The sequence below is a fragment of the Trinickia symbiotica genome (genome assembly GCF_003028655.1).
Classification (GTDB): Bacteria; Pseudomonadota; Gammaproteobacteria; order Burkholderiales; family Burkholderiaceae; genus Trinickia; species Trinickia symbiotica_A.
On sequence record NZ_PYUC01000009.1, the window covers coordinates 117,180 to 141,044 of the forward strand.

At 62.2% G+C, this 23,865-nt stretch carries 22 protein-coding genes and 2 pseudogenes; 10 read left to right on the forward strand and 14 right to left on the reverse strand.

Annotation, left to right across the window (positions count from 1 at the left end; translation table 11 throughout):
* Positions 1-28: 28 nt before the first annotated feature.
* Together C9I57_RS18945 and C9I57_RS18950 are read right to left on the reverse strand one after the other, a co-directional pair.
* Positions 29-1,342 (reverse strand): MFS transporter, encoded by a 1,314-nt coding sequence (locus C9I57_RS18945; RefSeq protein ID WP_107152180.1) that lies wholly within the window; start codon positions 1,340-1,342, stop codon positions 29-31.
* Positions 1,343-1,858: 516 nt separating this feature from the next.
* The gene (locus tag C9I57_RS18950) at positions 1,859-2,533 is read right to left on the reverse strand and encodes a hypothetical protein (protein WP_107152181.1); all 675 of its coding nucleotides are present in this window, start codon (positions 2,531-2,533) and stop codon (positions 1,859-1,861) included.
* A gap of 373 nt (positions 2,534-2,906) precedes the next feature.
* Between C9I57_RS18950 and C9I57_RS18955 the strand changes: the two genes are divergently transcribed.
* On the forward strand, positions 2,907-3,311 hold the full coding sequence (locus tag C9I57_RS18955) for an alpha/beta fold hydrolase (RefSeq protein ID WP_258187723.1): 405 nt from the start codon (positions 2,907-2,909) through the stop codon (positions 3,309-3,311).
* Here the strand turns inward: C9I57_RS18955 and C9I57_RS18960 are convergent.
* The 4 genes from C9I57_RS18960 to C9I57_RS18975 all read right to left on the reverse strand — a co-directional run bounded on the left by C9I57_RS18960 (position 3,308) and on the right by C9I57_RS18975 (position 7,534).
* Positions 3,308-4,240 (reverse strand): YihY/virulence factor BrkB family protein, encoded by a 933-nt coding sequence (locus C9I57_RS18960; protein WP_181321879.1) that lies wholly within the window; start codon positions 4,238-4,240, stop codon positions 3,308-3,310. The two genes, C9I57_RS18955 and C9I57_RS18960, sit on opposite strands and share 4 nt — an antisense overlap.
* Positions 4,237-6,210 carry an AI-2E family transporter gene (locus C9I57_RS18965; protein WP_258187724.1) on the reverse strand — a complete coding sequence of 658 codons (1,974 nt, stop codon included), beginning with the start codon at positions 6,208-6,210 and terminating at the stop codon, positions 4,237-4,239. Before C9I57_RS18965 ends, C9I57_RS18960 begins: the two co-directional genes overlap by 4 nt.
* Before the next feature lie 93 nt (positions 6,211-6,303).
* Positions 6,304-7,110 carry a helix-turn-helix domain-containing protein gene (locus C9I57_RS18970; RefSeq protein WP_107152183.1) on the reverse strand — a complete coding sequence of 269 codons (807 nt, stop codon included), beginning with the start codon at positions 7,108-7,110 and terminating at the stop codon, positions 6,304-6,306.
* Between the two features lie 58 nt (positions 7,111-7,168).
* On the reverse strand, positions 7,169-7,534 hold the full coding sequence (locus tag C9I57_RS18975; protein ID WP_107152184.1) for a nuclear transport factor 2 family protein: 366 nt from the start codon (positions 7,532-7,534) through the stop codon (positions 7,169-7,171).
* Between the two features lie 245 nt (positions 7,535-7,779).
* Here C9I57_RS18975 and C9I57_RS18980 point away from each other — a divergent pair, with 245 nt between their 5' ends.
* Complete coding sequence (locus C9I57_RS18980) at positions 7,780-8,121, forward strand: DUF1330 domain-containing protein (protein ID WP_107152185.1); 342 nt, start codon at positions 7,780-7,782, stop codon at positions 8,119-8,121.
* Positions 8,122-8,129: 8 nt separating this feature from the next.
* On the opposite strand, the gene C9I57_RS33030 is transcribed toward C9I57_RS18980, so the two are convergent.
* Positions 8,130-8,579, reverse strand: coding sequence for a substrate binding domain-containing protein (locus C9I57_RS33030; protein WP_219909890.1), 450 nt, complete (start codon positions 8,577-8,579; stop codon positions 8,130-8,132).
* A gap of 33 nt (positions 8,580-8,612) precedes the next feature.
* On the opposite strand from C9I57_RS33030, the pseudogene C9I57_RS33035 reads away from it, so the two are divergent.
* A pseudogene (locus C9I57_RS33035) lies at positions 8,613-8,834 on the forward strand (LysR substrate-binding domain-containing protein); the annotation flags it as partial.
* A gap of 108 nt (positions 8,835-8,942) precedes the next feature.
* On the opposite strand, the pseudogene C9I57_RS33040 reads toward C9I57_RS33035, so the two are convergent.
* Positions 8,943-9,047 (reverse strand): annotated as a pseudogene (locus tag C9I57_RS33040) (LysR family transcriptional regulator); the annotation flags it as partial.
* Positions 9,048-9,182: 135 nt separating this feature from the next.
* On the opposite strand from C9I57_RS33040, the gene C9I57_RS18990 reads away from it, so the two are divergent.
* The 3 genes from C9I57_RS18990 to C9I57_RS19000 all read left to right on the forward strand — a co-directional run bounded on the left by C9I57_RS18990 (position 9,183) and on the right by C9I57_RS19000 (position 12,620).
* Positions 9,183-10,526 carry an amidohydrolase family protein gene (locus C9I57_RS18990; RefSeq protein WP_107152186.1) on the forward strand — a complete coding sequence of 448 codons (1,344 nt, stop codon included), beginning with the start codon at positions 9,183-9,185 and terminating at the stop codon, positions 10,524-10,526.
* A gap of 68 nt (positions 10,527-10,594) precedes the next feature.
* Positions 10,595-11,794 carry an arabinose transporter gene (locus tag C9I57_RS18995; RefSeq protein ID WP_107152187.1) on the forward strand — a complete coding sequence of 400 codons (1,200 nt, stop codon included), beginning with the start codon at positions 10,595-10,597 and terminating at the stop codon, positions 11,792-11,794.
* Between the two features lie 55 nt (positions 11,795-11,849).
* Positions 11,850-12,620 carry an SDR family oxidoreductase gene (locus C9I57_RS19000; RefSeq protein WP_107152188.1) on the forward strand — a complete coding sequence of 257 codons (771 nt, stop codon included), beginning with the start codon at positions 11,850-11,852 and terminating at the stop codon, positions 12,618-12,620.
* Positions 12,621-12,717: 97 nt separating this feature from the next.
* On the opposite strand, the gene C9I57_RS19005 is transcribed toward C9I57_RS19000, so the two are convergent.
* The 5 genes from C9I57_RS19005 to C9I57_RS19025 form a co-directional block, all read right to left on the reverse strand.
* Positions 12,718-13,716: a transketolase family protein gene (locus tag C9I57_RS19005; protein WP_107152189.1), complete on the reverse strand. Its 999-nt coding sequence runs from the start codon at positions 13,714-13,716 to the stop codon at positions 12,718-12,720.
* Entirely contained in the window at positions 13,713-14,558 is an 846-nt protein-coding gene (locus tag C9I57_RS19010; protein WP_107152190.1) for a transketolase, read from the reverse strand. Before C9I57_RS19010 ends, C9I57_RS19005 begins: the two co-directional genes overlap by 4 nt.
* 36 nt (positions 14,559-14,594) lie before the next feature.
* Positions 14,595-15,923, reverse strand: coding sequence for an MFS transporter (locus C9I57_RS19015; RefSeq protein WP_107152191.1), 1,329 nt, complete (start codon positions 15,921-15,923; stop codon positions 14,595-14,597).
* A 120-nt stretch (positions 15,924-16,043) separates the two neighbouring features.
* Positions 16,044-16,793 (reverse strand): SDR family NAD(P)-dependent oxidoreductase, encoded by a 750-nt coding sequence (locus tag C9I57_RS19020; RefSeq protein WP_107152192.1) that lies wholly within the window; start codon positions 16,791-16,793, stop codon positions 16,044-16,046.
* A 202-nt stretch (positions 16,794-16,995) separates the two neighbouring features.
* Positions 16,996-17,883, reverse strand: a complete 888-nt coding sequence (locus C9I57_RS19025; RefSeq protein ID WP_107152344.1) for a LysR substrate-binding domain-containing protein — start codon at positions 17,881-17,883, stop codon at positions 16,996-16,998.
* Between the two features lie 394 nt (positions 17,884-18,277).
* Between C9I57_RS19025 and C9I57_RS19030 the strand changes: the two genes are divergently transcribed.
* From C9I57_RS19030 to C9I57_RS19045, 4 genes are read left to right on the forward strand one after another with little or no spacing between them, the layout of a single operon-like run.
* Entirely contained in the window at positions 18,278-19,795 is a 1,518-nt protein-coding gene (locus C9I57_RS19030; protein ID WP_107152193.1) for an ATP-binding cassette domain-containing protein, read from the forward strand.
* Positions 19,796-19,841: 46 nt separating this feature from the next.
* Complete coding sequence (locus C9I57_RS19035) at positions 19,842-20,840, forward strand: ABC transporter permease (RefSeq protein ID WP_107152345.1); 999 nt, start codon at positions 19,842-19,844, stop codon at positions 20,838-20,840.
* A 31-nt stretch (positions 20,841-20,871) separates the two neighbouring features.
* Complete coding sequence (locus C9I57_RS19040; protein ID WP_258187725.1) at positions 20,872-21,888, forward strand: substrate-binding domain-containing protein; 1,017 nt, start codon at positions 20,872-20,874, stop codon at positions 21,886-21,888.
* Positions 21,889-21,941: 53 nt separating this feature from the next.
* The gene (locus C9I57_RS19045) at positions 21,942-22,829 is read left to right on the forward strand and encodes an amidohydrolase family protein (protein ID WP_219909894.1); all 888 of its coding nucleotides are present in this window, start codon (positions 21,942-21,944) and stop codon (positions 22,827-22,829) included.
* A 27-nt stretch (positions 22,830-22,856) separates the two neighbouring features.
* Here C9I57_RS19045 and C9I57_RS19050 read toward each other — a convergent pair whose 3' ends face one another.
* On the reverse strand, positions 22,857-23,864 hold the full coding sequence (locus C9I57_RS19050; protein WP_107152196.1) for an Ldh family oxidoreductase: 1,008 nt from the start codon (positions 23,862-23,864) through the stop codon (positions 22,857-22,859).
* Position 23,865 lies beyond the last annotated feature (1 nt).

Sequence of the window (23,865 nt, forward strand, 5' to 3'; positions counted from 1 at the left end):
TCAACGCTGCAAACGGCCATTGGACAGCTCAACGCGCGTCGCCAGATATGCGCGCATCGGGCATCGGCGTCTTGCGCCGATCCGCAACGACCGCACGCTCGCCGCTCTCAGCGACTAGAGCGAGATCCCGGCCACGCGTCTCCGGCAAAAGCATTGCTGCCATGACGACGAGCAAATAAGACGAGCATGCGCATAGCCCCATCGCCGCACCGAGCTGGAGCTTGGCGCTCAGCACGCCAACCATTGTCGGCATGATCGCGCCAATCGCGCGGCCCGCGTTGCCGCATAGCCCTTGTGCGGAGGCGCGAATACGCGTCGGGAACAACTCGGCAAGGTATGCCCCCGTGCCTGCTGCCGTGCCTGACTGAAGCGTACCGAGAATGAATCCGAGCGCGAGCGTGACTGGCAACGTGATTGCAGTGAGTGTATAGACCGCCACAGCGACTGCCTGTAGGCAGGCAATCACGATGAAAGTGCGGCGACGCCCAAAGCGATCCGCCATCCAGCCGTTGAGGAACGCACCCGCGAATGAGCCAAGAATGTTGATCGCCAGATAGCCGCCAACGTGTGTTATCGAGAGATTCAGCACGAGCTTCAGATAAGCAGGAAGCCATGTGATCATCACATAGTTGCCGCCGTAAATGCCGAACGTCAGCAGTATGGCCTTCAGCGTCGTCGCGCGCGTCTGGCCGCCGAAGACAGCCCACATGCTCGGACGATCGGCGGCCCGTTCGGACCGGGTTTGCGCGAACACGGGCGCTTCCTCGATGTACCGTCGGATCCACAGCACAAGCAACGTCGGCAGGATGCCGATTGCAAACAACACGCGCCAAGCAAGAGATGGTTCGAGCATGCTGAAGATCAGCGTGGAGACCAGCACCGCCACGCCGTAGCCCACGGCCCAGCCCGCCTGCAGTGAACCAACTGCACGGCCTCGCACCTGCGGCTGGATGGTCTCACTGATCAGCACCGCCCCCACGGCCCACTCGCCGCCGAAGCCGAGGCCCTGCAGGCCGCGCGTGATCATCAATTGCCAGAACGAGTTGGTAAATGCGGACAGGAGAGTGAACGCCGAGAACCATAGAATCGTGATCTGCAGGATGCGCACGCGCCCGTAACGATCGGCGAGAATGCCGGCGATCCAGCCGCCGAGTGACGCCATGATCAGCACGGTCGTGCCCAGAACGCCGGCTTCGCCACGCGTCATGCTCCACAATGCGATCAGCGTGGGTATTGCGAGCGCATACATTTGCGTGTCCATCGCATCGAGTCCCCAACCGCTGAAACACGCCCAATACGTCCGCTTTTCCGGCTTCGTCAGCTCGGCGTACCACTTGAACATACGCTTTCTCCCTGAATTGGGCACCCCCGCTAGGTCCTCACGCGCGAGACGCGGTAACGTTTCATCCTCGCCCTGGCCCGACCGTGCCCTTCGTGGGATGCAAAGATATAAAGGGAGTGAAGTACATCGACAGCGAGGGTTAACGCGAGCCGAGGAGCGAATTTCTGTTTCGCATCCGCTTCAACGGTCCAGCCTCTTTGCCCGCAAAGTCCCGGCAAGCCCCACTACACAAGCGTCCCGATGACTCGTACGGGCCATCGCGAGGTTCGCATGGAACCGCCCTTCGGCGGAGATCCGATAAACAAAACAGATTGCTAGCGAACGAACTCGCAAATCTACTCGTCGGCGCGCGTGCGCTGCGCAGGTACGGCTCACTTGCCGCTTCGGGGAGCATTGTGGGTGGCCGGCTATGAACCGGCGACAGCCGTTGCGAATGCCTGCACCGTTATCCCGGCGAAAGTCAGCGATGGTAAGTCCGGAGCCAAGCGGCTCGTGAGCGGCGCATTGCGATTGACGTTACCGGTTGATTTCGGCTGCTTGGGGGCATTGCCTCGTGCCCCGGGTCCATATCCCTGCTGCAATCCACCAGCATCCGATACCGACCAGCAGCCCGTGAGCGACGCGCAGCGGCTGCGTTCCAAAGAACTGCGGGATGTAGAGCGCGAGGCCAATGGCCAAGGGGATGCCGCTCCATCTTGGGTAACTAACCGACCGCCAGATCGCAATGGCGACGATGAATGCTGCGATGGCTAGCAACAACAACCCGACAATGAACATGACGAGGCCGGGGCCGGAACGGACAACGGTTGCGAGACTAAGTACTGCGGCGCTCCGTTGGATCAGGGCCTGCTGTCCGATCGCGTGAAGACCGTAGGCCTCCCCACCGTAGAATGGCAGGGTAAGTCCCGTCCCGATCAGGCTCAGCGCGACTGCCCAATAGCCGCCGCGCTCGGCCGCGGTACATTGTAGGGAACTGTGCAGGCCGAGTAGCCCCAGTGGAAGCAAAGTAAAAGCCACCATCGCCAGCATGTGCGCCGCGAGCCATTGACCGGTCGCGAAAGCGGTAGCGCCTTGCAGGGAACTCTCGTCGGAGAAGGGGCGGATAGCTGGATAAAGAATAAACAAGAGCCCGGAAATAGCCATGGCGCCGCCGCTCAGACGTTCGCGAAATGCGATAGCAGATTGGGGCATCGGTGACCTCGATGGTCTGGATCCGGTTGAACTTGAGATGTTCGCGGATTTTGGCCGAAAAGCGGTAATAGGTCGATACCTGCCGTTGAGCGAGCGACGGATCTGGGTCCCCAAGACTCGTTCTGCTTTCCAGTGAGCGGGCCATTCCCTCCGCCCTTACCGCAACTCGCAACAGTTGTCTCAAAGCCGATTTCCTCATTTGGGACTGGGAGTTTTGGCGTTAGCCGACTGGGCGTTTCGGGGAGCGCGCCGAACCCCGGTTCGATGCATAGTACCGACTGCGTGGCCGGCCGTGCGTCTTGGGCGGTGACGCCCCATGCCACGGTTCTGCTTTACCGCGAGCACGCGATATCCGTCTTTCGCCAAGGGGGGCATGACGTGCCGCCATGTGCACGAATACATCCTCGACTTTTACAAGAAAAGGGCCCACGTGCCGCTTGCGGACGACGATATCGCCGTCTATGCCGGCGCTTACGCGGCGCCGGGGGCGCTCCGGGCCGGGTTCGAACTCTATCGGGCCTTTCCCGAGGACGAGACGCAATTCAAGGAGTTCATGAGGCGCAAGCTTCAAATGCCCGTGCTGGCGCTCGCCGGCGACAAGAGCAACGGTATCAGTCAGCTGGAAATGGCAAGAGAGCTGGCCGCGGACGTTCGCGGTAGCGTTGCGCCGAATACCGGCCATTGGTTGCCGGATGAGAAGCCTGCGTTCGTGGCTCAACAGCTGATCAGCTTCTTCGGAGAATCGCGGAAACGCGCAACCGTGCCTAACCGAGGCTAACCTGTTCCCAACGCGTCGGGCTCTTGTAAACGGCCGCGGGCACTAAGCCGCTCGTATTCGGCGATCAATTGCGCGCCGAACAGCAGCAGCGTGCCCAGCGCCTCGAGACTGAACAGCACGACGATCGCAGTCGTCATCGATCCATAGACGACGCTCACCTGCGACAAAGTTGCAAAATACCAAACGAGCACCCGGCGCGTGATCTCCCAAAGCACCGCCGCCGCCACGGCTCCCATGACAGCGTGACGAAACGTAGTGCGTCCGGCCGGAATGACGATATAGATAGCGGTCAGCACCAATATCTCACCGGCAAAGCCACAGAGGTAAAGGATCACCCGCGTCGGCCCCGTCAGCGATACGTTGTGGCCAAAAAGCACCACGCTATCCGACGCGACTGCCTGCAAGCTGCTAGTCACGAAGGTGATAAGCAGCACGCCGATGCCAAGCGAAAGGCTGAAACAATACGGCACGATCGCCGATATCAGGAAATGGCGCCGCCGTATGACAACGCGATGCACGAAGATGATCGACAGCGCGTTTTCGAGTACGGTGAACGCGAGCGAACTGAAGAAAATCATTGTAATTACGAGGAACCAGCCCACGACGGCGCGATGCGCGAGGAAATTGGCGAGCTCGCCGACGATCGCCCTCGACTGCCCGGGTACCAGCCATTTCAGCAGCCGCTCGAGCGTATCGAGCAGCAGTTCCTGCCCGACCATATGACTCAATGCAATGGCCACGAGGATCAGCAGCGGCACGATCGACAGCAACGAATAGTATGCAACCGCGCCCGCCAGAAGCAGGCCTTGGTTCTTTCGAAATGCTTTGAGCACTTGGACGATGAACCAGAAAGGATGATTGGCGACGAAGCGCAATGCACGCTTGCGCGCCTTCTTTTCCATCTGTTGCGAGTGCGTGGGCGCGATCATAGCGCTTTGGCAATCTGCTGATTTCCTTTGGCTCGCGCATCGCCGTTGCCATTGCCGTTGCCGTTCTCGTTCGGCATCGAGCGGGTGCGCAACAGTTCGGCGCATGCGTCGGCCAGCGCGGCGAAAGAATCGATCGCCGGCTCCTTCGTGGGGCCGGCCGCCTCCGATTGACCCTGTGCGCTGTGGCGCGCGGCATTAGGGTGCTCGGCAAACGCAATCCCCATGACGAGATCTGGCGATAGCGCTTGAAGTCTGCTGACGAGGTTGCGCAGATACGGCGGCGGCTCGCGCCACTCCAGCGTCACGAGACAGATGACCTTGTCGCGGCTGATTCGCGCCTCGTCGCCGCGCCTGCGCAAGAACCGTTCGGCCGAAACGGCAATGACCTCGATGCCGCGTCGCTGCAGCAATTGCACGAGGATCGTTGCAGCAAGATCGTCGAACTCGCCGCGCCCCTTCACGCAGAGCACGGGGGCGCCTTCATCGGGCGCTTCTTGCTGGTTGTCGCTGAAAGGCCCACGGCGCGCGCTGGCCTTCGGGCGCTTGCGTGGCTCGACGGCCACGCCGGGCGAACCCGCCGGTGTGAGCTCGCCGATGACGCCTAGCGCCGCGGAGCGCACCGCGGTCAGCTGTCCGGGCGGGACCACACCGCGCGCGACGTCGTCGCAGGCGAGCCTCAGGCATTCGAGCATGACTGTGTCGTACCAAGCCTCCAGAGACGTTTTTTCGAGCATCGCCGCCGCCTGAGCGAGCGCATCCGGCGCATCATTGGCCAACAATCGCTGGTAAAGATTTTCGCCCGGCGTCAGGACCGGATGGTTACCGAACAGCACATCGAGGAAGGCGACGCGTTCGACGTGGCGCCCGAGCGTCACGAGACACAGCGTAAGAGGCGTGGACAGCACGAGCCCCACGGGTCCCCATATCCAACCCCAGAAAATAGCGGCAATGATCACAGCGAACGGCGACAAGCCCGCGCTGTTGCCGTATAGCAGCGGCTCGACGAACTGGCCCGCGGCAAGCTCGACCGCCGCGAACACGATGGCGGTCCAGATCATCATCCACCAGCCAGGCGCGATGGCCGCGGCGAGGATGACGGCGAGGAGCGCCGCGATCCAAGCGCCCACGTAAGGCACGAAGCGCAGCAAGGCGGTAAGGACGCCGAACAATAGTGCCCCCGGCACGCCGATGAGCGCGAGCCCAATGCTGATCAGTGTGCCGACGCTCGTATTGACGGCCACTTGAACAAGGAAATAGCGGCTCAGGCGCCGTGCGGCCTCGTCCATTGCGGTCGTGGTGCGATGCAGGTCACGCACGCCGAAAAGGCGAATGAGCCTATCGCGCAGATCTTCGCGTTGCAGCAGGATGAATATCGCGACAACAGCCACGATGCCCGCCGTCGCGAGCGGGCTCACCACCGGTGCCACGAAGCGCTGGATAAGTTGGAACGACGAAGGCCTGGGCTCGAGAACCTCGACGGGCATCGGCGGGCGGTCCGACGAGTTCGCCGACCGATCGTCGCTGCTCGGCGGTTCAGGGGTCCGCGCAATGTGCCTGAGCGCGCCGGTCGCCCGCCTCAGCAGTGCATCCGCGCGGCCGATCGTCTCTTCATGCAGTGTTTTCGCCTTGCGTTCCACCGCCGCTTCGTATCGCGGCAGATCCCCGGCCAATTGGGCGACCTGCGCGCCGATGACGACGCTCGTTGCGGCCAACACGCAAAGTGCGACCAGTACCGCGGCAATGACGGACGGCACACGGCCCAAGCCCGCACGCCGCAACGATGTTGCAAATGGCGCCAGCACGAAGCTCAGCAAAACGGCCAGCGTAATCGGCATCAGCACGGCGCGCCCGAAATAGAGCGCGACGATCACCACGACGCCGGCGACCAGCGAAGTGAGTGCTCTGAGACCCGGCACCTCGGGCGGCGGGCCGCGGTCGCTGCTGCGCCGCGGCGGCAAAGGACCACTCATGATGAATGGGTAAAGCAAGCTTCATACCTGAGCGAATTCCGAGCCGCATTCGATGACCGGGCAACCGTTGCCAGACCATGTCGCGGCGCACGCTCATTTTGCGAGCTGCCTGAGAATCCTGCCAGTCTCGGCATCGGCGGGGAAAAAGGCCTCCAGCGCAAGCTCGGAGAGTGTGATGTCGCGCGGCGTGCCAAATACGGTCGTCGTCGAGATGAACGACAACAAGCCCTCGTCGGTGATGAACTTCAGCGGCACGAAGACGCCGCCATTGTCCACAGGCATCGTCGCTTGTGTCGCGTGAGCATTGCCGGCGATCGGAAACGCCGAAAGTTCATGCAGGAGCTCGGACAGCACGCCGTCACCGGTGACGGCGATCTGGCGCCGGAGCCGATCCAAAAGATGGGCTCGCCACTCCGCAAGGTTGGCGATCCGCGGCGCGAGCCCTCTCGCGTGGAGGCAGAGTCGAAGCACGTTGACGGGGGGATCGAGCAGCGCGCTGTCCTCGACTCCGGTTGTCAACAAGCTGAGTGCGGCATTGGCCGCGATGAGATGCCAGTGCCGGTCGACGGCCAGCGCCGGAAACGGCTCATGTCCCTTCAACACCATTGCGATCGCTTCGCTCACGGCTGCCATGGCCGGATCCTCGAGAGATCGCTCTTCATAGACGGGCGCAAAACCCGCTGCAAGCAACATGGCGTTGCGCTCGCGAAGCGGGACGTCCAAGCGCTCGGCGAGATGCAGCAGCATCTCCCGGCTCGGCGTTGCACGCCCACTTTCAAGGAAGCTGAGGTGTCGTTGAGAAACCTCGGCCTCCAGCGCAAATGCCAGCTGACTCATGCGGCGGCGTTGCCGCCACATGCGCAGATAGTCACCCGCCTTTGCGGCGATCCGTTCGTTCATGCGCGCACCTGATTCTGTCGAGGCGTATTGGTTTGCCCTCGCAGGTGAGCGGCCGAAGTCAGGCATTCGGCGGCACCTTGTCGAGGAACCCGGTGACGGACTTCAGTCGGCCCTGTTCGATGACTGCGAAGTCCGTGCCCTTAATCATATCGGGCTCGGATTGCGGCCCGAGCGCCCAGGTAAAGCGGATTCGGTCGCCATAGGCATCGACGCGGCCATCGAGAGTGAAGCGGAATCCGGGGAAACGTTGATGCACTGCGCCGATTAGCGCACTGATCTGGTCGCGCCCGTCACCACGCATCAAAGGGTCGACATACGCGGCATCCTCGCTCCAGCCTTCGATCAACAAGGCGTTGCGGCGGAGTGGGTCTGCTTCGTTCCAGACAGCGATATAGCGCTCGGCGATATAGGCAGCGTCGGTCATCTCACTCTCCATTGTCGGGGAACCTGTCATTCAGGCAGGTCCACAGTAGCTTGCGTAACGCGGGCGCTCAATTACCCGGCAGGTAATTGAGCCGGACGGCTTCCTCACTCAATCTTTGTCTAACAGACAGGGGGCGTGTGTGTAGCTCCGCACCGCGCGTTCAGGCGAAAAATGCGGGCAGGCACTCACAGGACCCCGAATCTTTCGGACCCGAACTACAACAGCTATTCATGAGGAGAAAAGACATGACATCGTACGCAGTCGCCCGTCTTCGGGACGTCAGAACGGGAGCGGAAATCAAAGCCTACCTCGCCAGCATCGACGATACCCTCGCTCCTTTCGAAGGGCAGTTCGTCATCCACGGAGGGGAGCGCACAGTGCTCGAAGGAGAGTGGACCGAAGACTTGATCGTGATTGCCTTTCCTGACCTCGCCCATGCTCGCGGTTGGTATGAATCGCCCGCTTATCAGCGCATCCTAGCGTTTCGCACAGCAAATTCGTCCGGCGATGTCATTCTGATCGAGGGGGTCCCCCCCGACCACCAGGCAACGGACGTTCTGACCGGCGGCGCGGGGGGACAGGCTTAGTATGGGCCTCAACGCCGGGTCTCGTAGTCCAAGCAAATCTCGACACAAAAATTCAGAAACGCTTCGACGGCCGCGGGCGGCAATTTGCGCGAAGGCCTGATGGCATAGAGCGGAAATGTCTCGCCCGGCCAATCGGGAAACAGTTCGACCAGTGCGCCACTCGCGATCAGCGGCTCGACGCCGAGCGCGAGCACCTGCGCGATACCGGCTCCGGCGATACACGCTCCCACCATCGTGTCGACATCGGTCAATGTCAAGCGGCCCGTCGTTTCAACATGGCGGACTTCGTTGTCCCGATGAAATTCCCAGCGAAACGGCTTGCCTCGCTGCGGATCGATGTACTGGAGGCAATCATGCCCAGTGAGCTGTTCCGGCGTCGCGGGGCGGCCACTCTTCTTCAGATAGGTCGGTGAAGCGACCGTCAGTACACGGGCGACCGAACGACACGCGCGCTCCATCTCACGGGAGACGGACGCCGGCTCTATGAGCTCGTGTCACCTCATCTGTCCGGCATCGAGCAGGCCGCCAACGTAGTCTCCGGTGCGGCGGAAACAGTCCGCGGGGCGTTACGCGTCAGTCTCAACCCGTTGTTTGCCCGGCACGTTCTGGCGCCCAGACTGCCGGAATTCGCGGAGCGCTATCCCGAGGTCGATCTGGTATCCGTGCTCCTGCCGGACGCCGGGGACCTGGTTGCCGAAGGCATTGACGTCGCCGTGCGGTTCGGGCCGCAACCGCCTACCAGCATGACGTCGCGCCTGCTGCTGACCGAGCAAGCGAATGCCGATGCGTTCCTCGAGCCTGGAAACGGCCCGGCTGACCCCCGACGCCGAGAGTCCCAGAACCTCTCCCGCCCGCGTGAAGCTGCCCGTCTCGACCACCCCAGCCAGCACGCTCATACCGGAAAGCAGCCGCCCGTCGAATCCCATCGGCTCCACCTTTGCATTTACGCAAAAAAGTTATGAATACGGCCATCTTAATCAAAGTTGGCGCGAAGCCTATCGTTTCACCGCAGCGCTGCACGCAAAGCTCATTAACCCACGTTCGAATCCACGGAGTCGACGATGTCTCACGCAGATCGCAAGGTTCTCTTCAAAGGCGGTACCGTCGTTACGATGGATGCTGCTGTGCCCAATCTCGCGACGGGCGATGTTCTCGTACACGGCAGCCGCATCGCCGCGGTGGGTCCCCGCATCGAGGCCAACGGCGCCGATGTTATCGATGCAACGGGCAACATCGTCATGCCCGGTTTAATCGACGCGCATCACCACATGTGGCTCGGCGCGTTGCGCCGCATGATGCCCGATGTCGACGATCTCTTCGCTTACATCGATGTCGTCGCGGAGAAAGTGGGGCGGCACTATCGGCCGCTCGACATGTACATCAGCACGAAGCTGACGGCAATCGCGTCGCTTGACGCGGGCATCACGACGATCATCGACGCCTGTCATTCGTCGCGCAGCCCCGAGCATACCGATGCGGCACTCGATGCACTCGACGAGGCAGGGATCCGCGCGCTGCATATGGTTGGCGCGGCCATGGACAAGCAGGCATCGACTGAACACCTTCCTTCGGATCTGAAGCGTCTTGCCGTCAGATGGAATCAGGGAGATGGCTTGGTGCGCGCCGGACTCTTCGGCCAGCTTAAGCTCGAATGGTGGAAGGTCGCGCGGGACCTCGACATGCGCATCCTGACTGAATTCATTGGCGATCTCGCGAAGCTCGGGCCGGAATTCGCAAAGCCTGGCGTCCTCGGGCCGCACAACATCTTCAATCACTGTACGCGTGTGCCGCGGGAGACGTGGAAGCTTTTGGCGGAAGCCGGGGTCAACATTACGATCAACCCTCGCTCGGATGCACTTTTCGGCTTTGACGACGACACGTTCGCCTACCAGCAGGCGATCGAGCACGGACTCACTCCGGCGCTTGGCATCGATCTCGACACCGCTTTCGGCAGCGATATGTTCGGCGAAATGCATGCGCTCTTCGGGCAGCAGCGCTCGGCCATGTCGTATCGGCGCTTCCGCGGCGAAACGCAGGTGCCTGCACCGATTTCCGTCGAAGCAGTGCTCAGGGCTGCAACGATCCACGGTGCGCGTGCCGCCGGTCTCGAAAGCGAAGTCGGCACGCTCACGCCCGGCAAGCAGGCGGACATCGTCATGCTTCGCACGAACGGTGTGGCGGTTTTCCCGGTCACCAATGCCATCGGCACCGTCGTACAGGCCGTGGAGCGTTCGGACGTCGACACGGTGATGGTCGGCGGCCATATCCGCAAGAGCGCCGGCAGGCTAGTGGGCGTCGATGTCGCGAAGCTCGAGGCCGATGTCACGGCCACACGCGAGTACCTGTTGCAACGGAGCGGCTATCGCCCGCAATTGTTCGGCGCGTTCGACCAGCACGCGGCTTGATGCAAGGACGCCGAAGCCCGTTGGCCGGCGTCTCGCACTTCCCCTAACCGCATTTCATGGAGGCTGTCATGTCAGCACTCGCTGTGAGCGATGCGCGCCGAGCGAAGGCCACATCGACTCTTTTACCCCGCCCGGCGCCGGGCGTCATCGCGGCGCTCTTTTTCGGGTACCTCAGCGTCGGGTTGCCGCTGCCGGTGATCCCACTCTTCATCCACGAGAAACTCGGATTCAGCAATTTCATAGTCGGCCTCGCGATCGGCATTCAGTTCCTGGCCACGGTCCTGACGCGCGGTTACGCCGGCCGGTTGACCGATCGTCATGGTGGCAAGCGGTCCGCGCTGCAGGGCGCCGCGGTCTGCGCGCTCGGCGGATTGCTCTACCTTGTCTCCGCATTGCCTGGACTGCCACCCGCTACCAGCCTTGCCATCATTGTCGTTGGCCGCGTGGCGGCGGGGTTCGGGGAAAGCCAGTTCGTGACCGGTTGCGTGTCGTGGTCGATTGCCTCGGTCGGCCCGCAGCGCGCGGGTATGTCGATGTCATGGACCGGAATCGCAATGTTCGCCGCGCTTGCCGTCGGCGCCCCGATCGGTATGGTGCTGTACCGCGACTATGGCTTGCGGGCCGCCATGGTTGCGTGCATCGTCGCGCCGCTCGTGTCGGCGGCCATCGCCGCGCGCGAGGTGCCCTATACGACGCCGGCCGGTGAGCGCCTGCCGTTTTACCGGGTAATCGGTCAGATTCTGCGCGAAGGCATCGGGCTGATGCTGCAAGGCGTCGGTCTCTCGGGGCTGACGGCCTTCGCCTCGCTGTACTTTGCTGCGCGCCAGTGGAGTGGGGCAGGCTGGATCATGACTGCGTTCGGCGCCGGCTTCATCTTCGTTCGCGTGGTGTTCGGCTCGTTGCCGGACCGGAGGAGCGGCTATCAGGTCGCACTGTGGTCGCTGGTGGTCGAGGCGATCGGTCAGGTGATGCTTTGGGGCGCGCCCGCGGAGACAGTGGCGTTTGCCGGCGCCGTCGTGACGGGCCTCGGCTGCGCGCTGGTCTTCCCAGCGCTCGGTGTGGAAGCGCTCAAGCGCGTGCCCCCGGCCAACCGGGGGAGCGCGATGGGGGCGTTCGTCGCGTTTCTCGACATCGCCTACGGCATCTCGGGGCCCATCGCAGGCGGCATTGCTGGACAATTCGGCTACGCCGCTGTCTATCTGTTTGGTACCGCTTGCGCGCTTGCGGGCGCGGCGCTCGTTGCCAACGCTCGCAGCAACAAATCCTGAATTTTGGAATCATGGCGCGAACAGTCGTTCGCCGGCACTGCTTGGGAGATATCTCATGTCACGCATATTCGTTTCTGGATCATCGACAGGCCTTGGCCTGATGGCGGCTCAACTGCTGGCAAGCCGGGGGCATCAGGTCGTTCTTCATGCGCGCAACGCCGAACGTGCCGAAGAGGCGCGGCTCGCGTTGCCGGGGGCCGAGGCGGTCGTAACGGGAGACATTGAAACCATCGCGGGTGCGCGCGCGGTAGGTGCGCAAGTCAATGTGCTCGGTCGCTTTGACGCCGTTATTCACAACGCCGCCGTCGGCTATCGCGAAGGTCACCGGCTGACGGCGGATGGCTTGCCGCACGTGTTCGCCATCAACACGTTGTCGGCCTATATTCTGACGGCGCTCATCGATCGGCCCAAGCGGCTCGTCTATCTGAGCTCCGGCATGCATCACCATGCCGACGCGAACCTCGACGACATACTCTGGCGCACGCGCCGCTGGAGCGGGTCTCAAGCCTATGCCGAAAGCAAGCTTCATGACGCGATGCTTGCTTTTGCCGTAGCGCGACACTGGGCCGATGTCCATTCGAATTCGCTCGAGCCCGGATGGGTGCCGACGAAGATGGGTGGCTCGGGCGCACCAGATGATATGAATCAAGCTCATCTGACCCAGGCTTGGCTCGCCGAGGGGAGCGATCCAGAGGCCGATGTCACTGGGGCATATTTCTACCATCTGAAAAGGATGCGGCCGAATCCACAGGCGCATGATCCCGCGCTGCAGGATCGTCTCATCGATATCTGCGCGGACATCTCGGGAGTGCCTTTTCCGGCCTAGTTGGGCACGTCGTGCCCGTCTCGCTCGAGCATCGAGCATGACGCCGCCGGCCGCAGTGCGGTCGGCGGCGTCCTTTCGTTGCCCATCACTGAGCCGCTTAGGCGAGCCATCCCTTGATGGTTTGACACATGACTTCCGTCGAGATGCCATAACGCTCGTGCAGCGTGGGCAACGCGCCCGCATCGAGAAACTCGTCGGGTAGGGCGATCTGACGGAACGTCGGCGTGACGCCCGCGCTCAGCAGTTCGCGCGCGACGGCTTCGCCGAGTCCGCCGATCACCGTATGATTTTCGGCAACCACGACCATGCGGCCGCTTCGCTTTGCCTCGCGCAGAATGGTGTCCGTATCGAGCGGCTTGATTGTCGGCACATGCAGCACGGCGACGTCCACATGATCGGCCTCGAGGGCCTTGGAAACTTCGAGCGAGCGCATCGTCAACATGCCGGAAGAGATCAGAAGGACATCGTTGCCGCCGCGCAGGAGCTTGGCTTTACCGAGCTCGAAGCGGTAGTCGTACTCGTCCAGCACCGCGGGAACGTTGCCGCGCAGGAGACGCGCGTAGACCGGACCCTGGTGGGCCGCGATCGCGGGCACCATTTGCTCGATATCGAGCGCATCGCACGGATCGATCACCGTCATGTTCGGCATTGCACGCATCAGTGCGAGATCTTCGGCTGCCTGATGACTGGGACCGTAACCGGTCGTCAGGCCCGGCAGCGCGCAGACGATCTTCACGTCGAGGTTGTCCTCGGCGATGGTTTGATGGATAAAGTCGTATGCGCGCCGCGTCGCGAACACCGCGTAGGTCGTCACGAAAGGTTGCGCACCTTCATGCGCGAAGCCTGCCGCGGCGCCCATCAATAACTGCTCGGCCATCCCCATCTGGTAATAGCGCTCGGGGAACGCCTTCGCGAAGATGTGGAGGTCCGTGTATTTGCCGAGGTCGGCCGTCATGCCGATCACGTTCGCCTTCGTGCGCGCCAATTCGACTAGCGCGTGTCCGAACGGCGCCGAACGTGTGGCCTGTCCTTCCGCCGCGATCGACGCGATCATCGCGGACGTTTTCAGGCGGGGCTTTTTCTCGATGGTGCTCATGCTTGCCTCCCGGCTTCGAGTGCTTCGAGCGCGAGCTGCCACTCGTGCGCATCGACGCGGATGAAATGGTTCTTCTCGCGTTGTTCGAGGAACGGTACGCCGCGACCCATCTTCGTATCGCAGACGATGATGCGCGGTTGCGGCTTGGCGTGACCGCGCGCGTTGTCAAACGCGCGCTTGACCGATTCAATGTCGTTGCCGTCCACGCGCTGCGTGTACCAGCCGAACGCTTCCATCTTTTCGACGAGCGGCTCGAACGCCATGATCTGCGTGGACGGGCCATCGGCCTGCTGATTGTTGACGTCGACGATGGCGATAAGGTTGTCGAGCTTCCAGTGCGCGGCGGACATGATGCCTTCCCAGATCGCGCCTTCGTCGAGTTCGCCATCGGAAAAGAGGGTATAGACGAATGCGTCGGAACCCTTGCGCTTCAATCCGAGACAACGTCCGACCGCTATCGTGAGGCCCTGGCCAAGGGAGCCGCCAGACATCTCCATGCCGGGCGTATAGCTCGCCATGCCGGACATCGGAAGGCGGCTGTCGTCGCTCCCATAGGTTTCGAGTTCATCGGCGGGCAGAATGCCCGCTTCGAAGAGTGCCGCGTAGAGCGCGATCGCATAATGCCCATTCGACAGCAGGAAGCGGTCACAGCCCTCCCATTCGGGATCCTGCGGTCGATAACGCATTGCGCCGAAATAGGCGACGGCCAGGACATCCGCAATGTCGAGCGCCTGGCCAATATAGCCCTGGCCCTGGACTTCGCCCATCAGCAATGCGTTCCTTCGTATCCGATACGCACGCTCGGCGAGCGAGACATCCTCGGAAATCGCTACGTTGTCCATCTAAGACTCCTTTGATATCGAAAGACTTTCGGCCTTTCAGCGGTTGACCGTTTTTGCGGGGACCAGGAACACGAGCAGCGCGCCCAGCGCCACGGCCAGCGAGATGAAGATGAGGCCGGCGGTCGATTTGCCCGTCAGGTCGTTGAGCCAGCCGACGATGGCCGGCGAGAAGAAGCCGGCGAGATTGGCAAAGCAATTGACGGCCGCGATGCCGGCGGCAGCCGATACGCCGCCGAGCATGGCCGTCGGGAGCGACCAGAACTGCGACGACGACGCGAGGATGCCGGCCGAGGCGATGCTGAGACACACGATCGATGCGCCGACGCTGCCAAGCAGCGGTAACGTCGCGAAGCCGGCCACCGAGACGAGCATCGGAATTGCGAGGTGAAAGCGCCGCTCGCGCAGACGATCGGCGCTCATGCCGACCAGCGGCAACGCGACGATCGCGCAGAGGTAGAGGATCGCCGTAAAGATGCCAACCCATAGCGCATCGGATACGCCAGCCTTGCGGATGATGGTCGGCAGCCAGAACGTCAACCCGTACTGACCGAGCACCACGCAGAAATAGATCGCGGCCAGGAGCCACAAGCGGCGATCGCCGATGAATGCCTTGATCGAAGCATGCGCGGTCTTGTGCGCGTTGTCGCCCTCGACGTTGCGTGCGAGCAATCTTTTTTCCGCGTCGTCGAGCCATTTCGCGCTGGCGATACCGTCGTCGAGATAGAGCAGAATCGCGACACCGAGCACGAGCGACGGCAAAGCTTCGAGAAGGAAAAGCCACTTCCATCCGGCCATGGACATGGCGCCCTGCAGCGAATGCAAGATCCATCCGGAGAGCGGCCCGCCGAGTATGCCCGCGAGCGGAATCGCCATGAAGAAGATCGACAATGCCTTGGCGCGGCGTGCGCTCGGGTACCAGTACGTCAAATAAAGAATCACGCCAGGCGCAAAGCCCGCCTCCGCGACACCGAGCAGGAAGCGAAGGGCATAGAAGGCCGTCGGCGATTTGACGAATATGAAGCTCGCGGAAATGACCGCCCATGTCAGCATGATCCGCGCGAGCCACTTGCGCGCGCCGACCTTGTGAAGAATGACGTTGCTCGGTACCTCGAACAGGAAGTAGCCGAGAAAAAATATTCCCGCGCCCATTCCGTAGATGGTTTCGCTGAATCGCAAGTCGTTCAGCATCTGCAATTTCGCGAAGCCCACGTTCACGCGATCGAGATAGGCGCCGAGGTAGCAGAGCATCAGGAACGGAATGATCCTGCGGCTGACCTTGGCGTAGGTTCGTGCCTCGAAGCTCGGCGAGTCGCCGCGAGCGATCGCATCGTCCGTGGCGGGGGACGCTGGGTAGGTGGATTTCATTGTTGTCTCCTGTTGGCTGCGGGCTGTCCGCCGCGGGTGCTCCCGCGCGGTGACCGCGAGCCCTATGCCCGTGTTGATCCGGGTTTCGGTAGTGAATGCCGCGCGAGCGCGGCCGCGTCTTCAGTGAATCAGCATGCCGCCATTGACGTCGAGCGTGATGCCGGTCAGGTAGGTCGAGAGGTCGCTGACGAGGAAGAGGCATGCGTTGGCCACGTCGGCTGCGTCGCCGAGCCGGCCGAGCGGAATGCCCTTGATGATCTCGGCTCGCATGTCCGGCGTGAGCTTATCGCCGGTGATGTCCGTCTGGATCAGGCCTGGCGTGATCGAGTTGACGCGAATTCGATTCGGGCCGAACTCGCGGGCCATGGCTTTCGCGAGTCCGAGCACGCCCGCTTTGGCGGCACTGTAGTGAGGCCCGCCGAAGATGCCACCACCACGCTGCGCGGATACCGACGACATGCACACGATGCTGCCGCCGTTCTGCTCTTTCATGATTGGGATGACGGCCTGCGACATGTAGAGCGTGCCGCGCAGATTGACGTCGACGATGGCATCGAAATCCTTGCCGCCGATCTCGAGCGTGCGCACGGGCTGCGTGATGCCGGCGTTGTTGATGAGGCCGTCGATTCGCCCATACCGTTCGAGCGTCGCACGGACGGCGGATGAGCAAGCCGTCTTATCGGTCACATTGCAGGTGAGTCCGAGATGCCCGTTGCCGAGATCCGCGGCCGCCGCTTCCGCATCTTCCTTGCGCAGATCGATCACTACCACCTGTGCGCCCTGGGCGGCCAACGCTTTTGCCGTTGCCTTGCCGATGCCGCGGGGTGAAGCGGCGCCGGTGACCATGATGACCTTCTTCTCGAGCAACATCGGTTGTCTCCTGTGTGTTGATTGATGCCCGTAGTGTTGGCCGAAGGGGCAACCGAAACAACGCGGAAACGTTCAACAATGGCTGAGAAAAATTCAGGTGAAGCGCGGCAGCGTTGCGCGGACCGATGAGATTCGAGTTTTCCCTGATGAGAAAGCCCTAACGCCGAGTGCTGCGGATTCGCTATGTGAAGGGAAAGGGGCGCTAAGGCTTTGCGGATGCCTCGCGCTCCATCCAGGCGAGAAAGCGTTCGACGCGTGGCAGATCGGCATTTTGATTCGGGTAAACGAGATGGTGCGCGCCGACCTCGACCGCGTACGTCTCGTCGAAGACAGGAACAAGTAAACCCTCCTTGATCTTCACGGACGCAAGCATGAGGCTTTCCAGCGCGATGCCAAGGCCGAGCGCTGCTGTCTCGATCGACATGTACGAGCGATCGAACGAAAAGTCGAACGTTTTCTGCACGGCGGCAACCCCGGTCCTGCCGAACCACTGCTTCCATTGCACGAGCGGTGTCTCGGAGTAGATCAGGCGATGGGCGAGCAGATCAGCCGGTGTTCGGACAGGATGCTGCTCGAGATAGGCAGGCGAAGCGAGCGGCGCGATGTACTCGCCGCGGATCGTCCTGACTTCCAGGTTGCTCCAGTTGCCGTATCCGTGACGGATGTCGACGTCGTAATAGCCGTTCGAAAAGGAAATGTCTTCGTACGAGCAGGCGAGATTGAGCTGAATGTCGCCGTTGGCTTCCTGGAACGACGACAGGCGGGGCAGCAGCCACATCAGGCCGAAGCTCGGGCTCGAATGCACGCGCAAGATGTCGACTTCCTTGCGGCTCGAGGCTCGCTCCGTGGCTCGGCTGAGCTCGGCCAGCGAGCCGGTCACATCGGAGAGATAGCGCTCGCCCGTCTGTGTCAGCACGAGTCCGCGCCCCGAGCGCTGGAACAACGGCTGACCGATGATCGATTCGAGATTGCTCAATTGATGGCTCACCGCCGAAGCAGTCAAGCCGAGTTCCTCGGCCGCGCGATTGACGCTTTTCGTTCTGGCGACGCTTTCGAACGCGATGATGGCCTTGAGCGGTGGGATACGCATCGTGAAATTTTTTTCAGTCGCAGTTGAAGAAAACCGCATTGCTTTCGCGCGGTCGTGGCTGCCATTCTGTCGACAAGCGCACGACCTTCGAGCATCCAGCCGCGGAAGCGATCGTGCAGGCGGGAAGCTATTTCGGCATCCGCCCTATACCGAATGACGCAGCGCACAACTGCGCAGGAGACATCGATGCATTATCCGTTTTTCCCTTCCGCGGCGCGAACGGTGCCGCACAAAAAACGCTAGACGGGCCGGGCCACGCGGTGCGCCTCGCCTTCCGCGACGGAAGACGGCCCCTGGCTCGCCGATGTGCCGTTCATGTTCCCCGCTCAGACATATCGCGCGACCTCGCATGCGTGAGGCTCGCAAATCATCATCCCATCGGGAGAGAGTCGAGATGGCTCCGCAGCCCTACCTGTTATCCGCGCGCTCGATCGTGAAGAGCTTCGGCCCGACGACTGTATTGAAGGGCTTCGACCTCTCCATCGCCCAAGGCGAGGTGCACGCTTTTCTCGGCGGCAACGGTGCCGGCAAGTCGACTTTCATCAAGATCGTCTCGGGCCAGCATGAGCGCGATGCCGGCACGCTCGAGTTCGATGGAGATACGGTCGGTGCTTCCGTAGCCGCGCATGTCGACGCGGGCGCCATTGCAGTTGTGAACCAGGAATTGGCGCTACTGCCGCATCTATCCGTCGCCGAGAACATCGCGATCCCACGCTTGCGGCGTGCGACGCAGAGCTATAGCGAGCGTGCTTCGGCGGCGATTGCAATTGAAGCGCTGTCGCTGATCGACCCGCATTTCGCACGCGAATCGGTCGGGCGTCTCGTCGGCGACCTGACGTTGCACGAGCGGCAACTCGTCGAGATCGCGCGTGCGCTGGGCTCCGGTGCAAAGCTGCTGCTGCTCGATGAGCCGACGGCGAACCTGACCGCCGCGGAGACGGGGCGACTCTTTGCCGTCATCCGCCGGCTCGTAGCCGGCACGGGGCTGGCCGTCCTGTTCGTCTCGCACCGAATGCGCGAGATTCGGCAGATCGCCGACGTCTGCACGATCATCCGCGACGGCAAGACGGCGATCGACCGCGTTGCGCTCAACGCGATCACGGATCGCGAGATCATCGAATGCATGGGGCAGAGCACAACGGCGGAAGCTCGTGCGGAGGCCGGGAGCGACGGCGGCCGCCGGGCGGTGCAAAAGGAAACGAGTGGGGCGCAAGGCGATGTCATCGCCATCCATCACGCGGGCATCGGCGTGACGATCCAGCCGGGAACGATCGTGGGACTCGCTGGGGCGCCGACAGGCCCTGCCGCGCTCATCGATGCATTGACCGGGCTCGCTGCTCAGCACACGTGGGACGTCAAACGCAATGACGCCCCGGTGAGATACCGGAGCCCTGCGGCGGCGGCGCGCGCCGGTATCGGCTTCGTATCGGGCGATCGCTCGAACAAGGGCATCCTCGCAACGTTGCCGATCATCGACAACCTCATGGCGGCGCGGCGCATCGTCGAACGTCGAGGCGTCGCGCGCAACGATGAACTTCGAGAGGGCACGCGCCTGATCGAAGCCTTGAACATACGGGCGCGCTCGCTCTGGGATTTGCCTTCTACATTGAGCGGCGGCACGCAGCAAAAGCTGCTCATTGCGCGCTGGCTCGCGCTCAAGCCCAAGCTCCTAGTGCTCGAGGAGCCGACACGTGGCGTGGACATCCGCACCAAACGCGAGATCTACGCGTTGATTCGAAAGATGGCGGCGCAAGGGACCGCCGTGATCTGGTGGTCGACGGAATACATCGAATTGGCCGAACTCTGTGAGACGGTGCTTGCATTCGATCTCGATGGAAAGCCGACATGCGTGCTGCGCGATGGGCAAGTGAATGAAGCCGCGCTCGCGAACGCCACGGGCATGGCCGCCTGAATACAGCGCGCGATGTGCCGCGAGCATGCATTTCCCTCTGGAGACAATGATGAAGTCAGTCACGCAACCGATCACGACCGAACCCGGTAAACCTGGCGGCTGGCTTCGCCGCTCACTGTCGACATACCGTACCGAAATTGCGATCGCGATCGCCATCGTGATCGTCGAGTTGGCCGTCGGCATGGTGGTCCCCGCAGCGTTGTCGGGCGGCAATATCGGGAACGTCACGCAGGCGGCGGCGCCGCTCGTCATCATGTCCTTCGGCGTGCTGCTCATCATCATTACGGGCGGTATCGATCTTTCCGTCGGCTCCGTGTTTTCGTTGACGGGCATGGTGACAGGCCTCGCCATGGCGCACGGATATGGCGCGATCGCAAGCAGCGCGGCGGGGCTTTCCGTCGGCGTCGTCATCGGCTTGATCAACGGTGCGCTCGTCACCTTCGTCGGACTCGCGCCGTTCGTCGTGACGCTGAGCACCTACGCGATTGCGGGGAGCCTTTCGTTCATCGTCACGAACGGCAATTCGCTGCCGATTTCGGATCCGAACTATTGGTTGCTGAACTCAGGCACGCTCGTTCTCGGACTGCCGAACTATCTGCTCTGGTGCGGGCTCCTGCTCGTCGCGATCGAGTTCTCCTTGCGCAAGGTCGTGGCTGGCCGTTGGCTTTATGCCGTCGGCAGCAGCAGTTCCTCGGCACGCGTTATCGGCATTCCCGTCAATCGCGTGCGGCTGACGGCCTATCTGCTATCAGGGCTACTGGCGTCTTTCGCGGGCATCGTCAGCGTCTCGTACGTCAGCAATGCGGAAGCGACGGCAGGCTCGAGCCTGATGTTGCAGGCCATTGCCGCTGTCGTGATCGGCGGCGCAAGCCTCTTCGGCGGCACAGGCTCCGCGATAGGCGCGCTGCTCGGCTCGCTGATGATCACCATCATTCAGAACGGCGCAAACCTGATCGGTGTGAACAGCTTCTGGCAAGGCACCGTCACCGGGATCGTCATTCTCATCGCGGTGCTGGTCGACCGCATCACCAAGGCACGGCGCTAAAGCCGCATCAACGAGGTACAAGGAGACAAGCATGAGCATCACGACTACGAACCAAGCCGGCCAATTGGGAAAGCCGTGGGGAAGGATGATCGCGGCTGCGCTATTGATGGCTTCCGCCGCCTTATCGCAAACGTGTTTTGCGCAGGCGAAGCAGACAGTGGCCTATATCGCACCGTCATTGGATATCTCATACTGGCAGTGGGTTGCATACGGCGTGAAGCAGCGCGCTCAGGAACTCGGTATGAACTATGTCGAATTCACATCGGAGAACTCGCCCGCGAAGCAGATGGACAACGTCCATACCGCTTTGACGCGCGGGGTGAGCGCGATCGTCATGGGGCCCGTCAGTTCCACCAGCACGCCGCCCGTACTGCGCCTGCTGAAGGAGAAATCCGTGCCGATCGCGTTCGCGGGAATCGGGCCGCAGGCCGGACAAACGGACTTCACGTCGGCCGTTACGGCGAACAACTATGAAACGGGCAAGGCCGAAGGCGCGTACGCCTGCAAATTGGCGAAGGCGCGCGGCGGCAACAAGATCGCCATGCTGTCGCTGCCGTTGGACCGCGAGAATGCGCAGAAGTACATGAAAGGGGCGCAGGAGGCATTCAAGGCCGACGGTTGCGATCTCGTTCAAGTGCTGCAGACGCACGGCCTGACCGTTAACGAGGCGATTACACAAGCCAACGATGTGCTTACGGCGCACCCGGACGTGAAAGCGATCTACGGTATGTACGATGAAGCCGCAATCGGTGCGGCCAAGGCACTGCAAACGAGAGGTCTCACAGGGAAGGTGGCCGTCGTGACCGCCGATGGCAGCCCGACGACGATCCACCTGCTGCGCGATGGTTCGATTCAGGGGATCTTCCTTCAAGAAGCGGTCGGACAGGGTATCGATGCGACGACGCAGGTCTTCAATGCGCTGAACCACAAGGCGACCACGCAGGAACTTGCTTTGAAGGAGCCGCTCGTGACGCAGGAGACGATCGATCAACCCGATGCGCAGGCTAAGCTCAAGCGAGTCTACCCGCCCGCGGCCGGCAGCTATTGATGCTTTCGCCCGATGAATATGAATTGACGAGATTGGAGACACCCGTGGACAACCTGCCCATCATCGACCCGCATCACCATCTTTACGATCTCGAGACCGGCAACTACCCGTGGTTGCAGGGGCCGATGCTCGAGCGCGTGTTCGGCGATTATTCGGCAATACGCAAAGACTATCTTATCGAAGACTTCCTGGCCGACATCAAGAACCAGAACGTGGTGAAGACCGTTCACCTGCAGGTGGAGTACGACCATAACGATCCCGTCGCGGAGACGCGATGGCTGCAGAGCGTGGGGGACAAGCATGGCTACCCGCACGGCATCGTAGGCTTCGCCGACCTCGCTTCAGACAATGTGCAAGCGGTGATCGAGGCGCACTGCGAGTTTCCGAATGTACGAGGCATTCGCCAATGCCTGAATTTTCATCGGGATCCGGTCAAAACGTTCATCGACAACCCCCATCTGATGAGCGACAGCCGCTGGCGGCGCGGGTATGCATTGCTCGAGCGCTATGACCTGTCGTTCGATTTGCAGCTCTATTACACACAAATGGAAGAGGCGGTCGCGCTCGCGCGCGATTTTCCGAACACGCCGATCGTGCTCAACCACACGGGCATGCCGGTCGATCGCGCATCCGAGGAAATCGAAGCGTGGAAGCGGGGCATGAAGCTGCTGGCATCAGCGCCCAACGTCTCATGCAAGATCTCGGGGCTGGGGATGGGCGACTGGAAATGGACCGTCGACAGTATTCGCCCATTCGTGCTGCACGCGATCGAGGCGTTCGGGGTGGAGCGCTGCATGTTCGCGAGCAACTTCCCCGTCGACAAGCTTTTCAGCAGCTATGACGACATATTCAACGCGTTCAAATCCATTACGAAGGGTTTCTCGCCGAGCGAGCGACGCGCGCTGTTTCACGACAATGCCGAGCGTGTTTACCGTCTCTGACTGGCGGGGCGCGGCTGATCTCCTTGCTCAGTCGCCCCGCGCGATACCGCGCAGCCGCTCGAGTAACGCAGAGGGAATGTCGATGCCGTCACGCCGCGCCGATCGAGCCAGGTTGCGGCGGCGCTCGCCCGGCAGACGGACATCGGAGTCGACGAGCATTTGCTCGACCAAAGCCTCGACGCGGGAAAGATAAGCCTCATTACCCGCGAGCGCGTTGGGATCGATCGCCCAGAAAAGATGGCCGATGCGCGAGCGAGCGCCGTCCGCGGTCAGAAAAGAACCGGCTTCATAGCCGAAATTCGCTCCGGCCAACGCGGCGGACAGCAGTTCGACGATGAGCGCGAGCATCGCGCCTTTCGCGCCGCCGAAGGGCAACATCATGCCGTCGAGCGCGGCTTTGGCATCGGTGGTCGGCAGTCCGTCGCGCGTCGTCGCCCATCCCTGCGGGATCGGCTTGCCTTCCTGAGCCGCGACCATGATCTTGCCGCGCGCCACTTGCGAGAGCGACAAATCGATTATCAACGGATCCGCGCGTCGGCGCGGAAAGACCGCGGCAATCGGATTCGTGCCGAAGATCGCATGCCGGCCACCCTCGGCCGGCATCGCGGCGGGCGAGTTAGTGAATGCGAGGCCGACCATGCCGGCTGCGCCAATGGCTTCGAGGTGCCATGCGCCCGCGCCGAAGTGATGGCTGCGCGTGACGCTGGCGACCGCGCTGCCATACTCGCGCGCACGTTCGATGACCGTGGAGACGGCGAGCGCGCAAGCGGGGTAGGCCATCCCATCCGCGGCATCGACGAGCACAGCGGCGCCGCGCGACGAGACGATGGCGGCCACGGCCTCGGGATCGACGCGTCCGTTGCGCAACTGCGCGACGTACATCGGCAATCGCGAGACGCCATGCGAGGAGAGTCCATGCAAATCGGCATAGACGAGGGCGTTGGCGGTCGCGGTCGCTGTATCGCTGCGTGCGCCCGCGGCCTCGAGCGCGCGCGTGGCGAGCTCGGTCAGCTCGGCAGGCGAAATGCGTGTCATT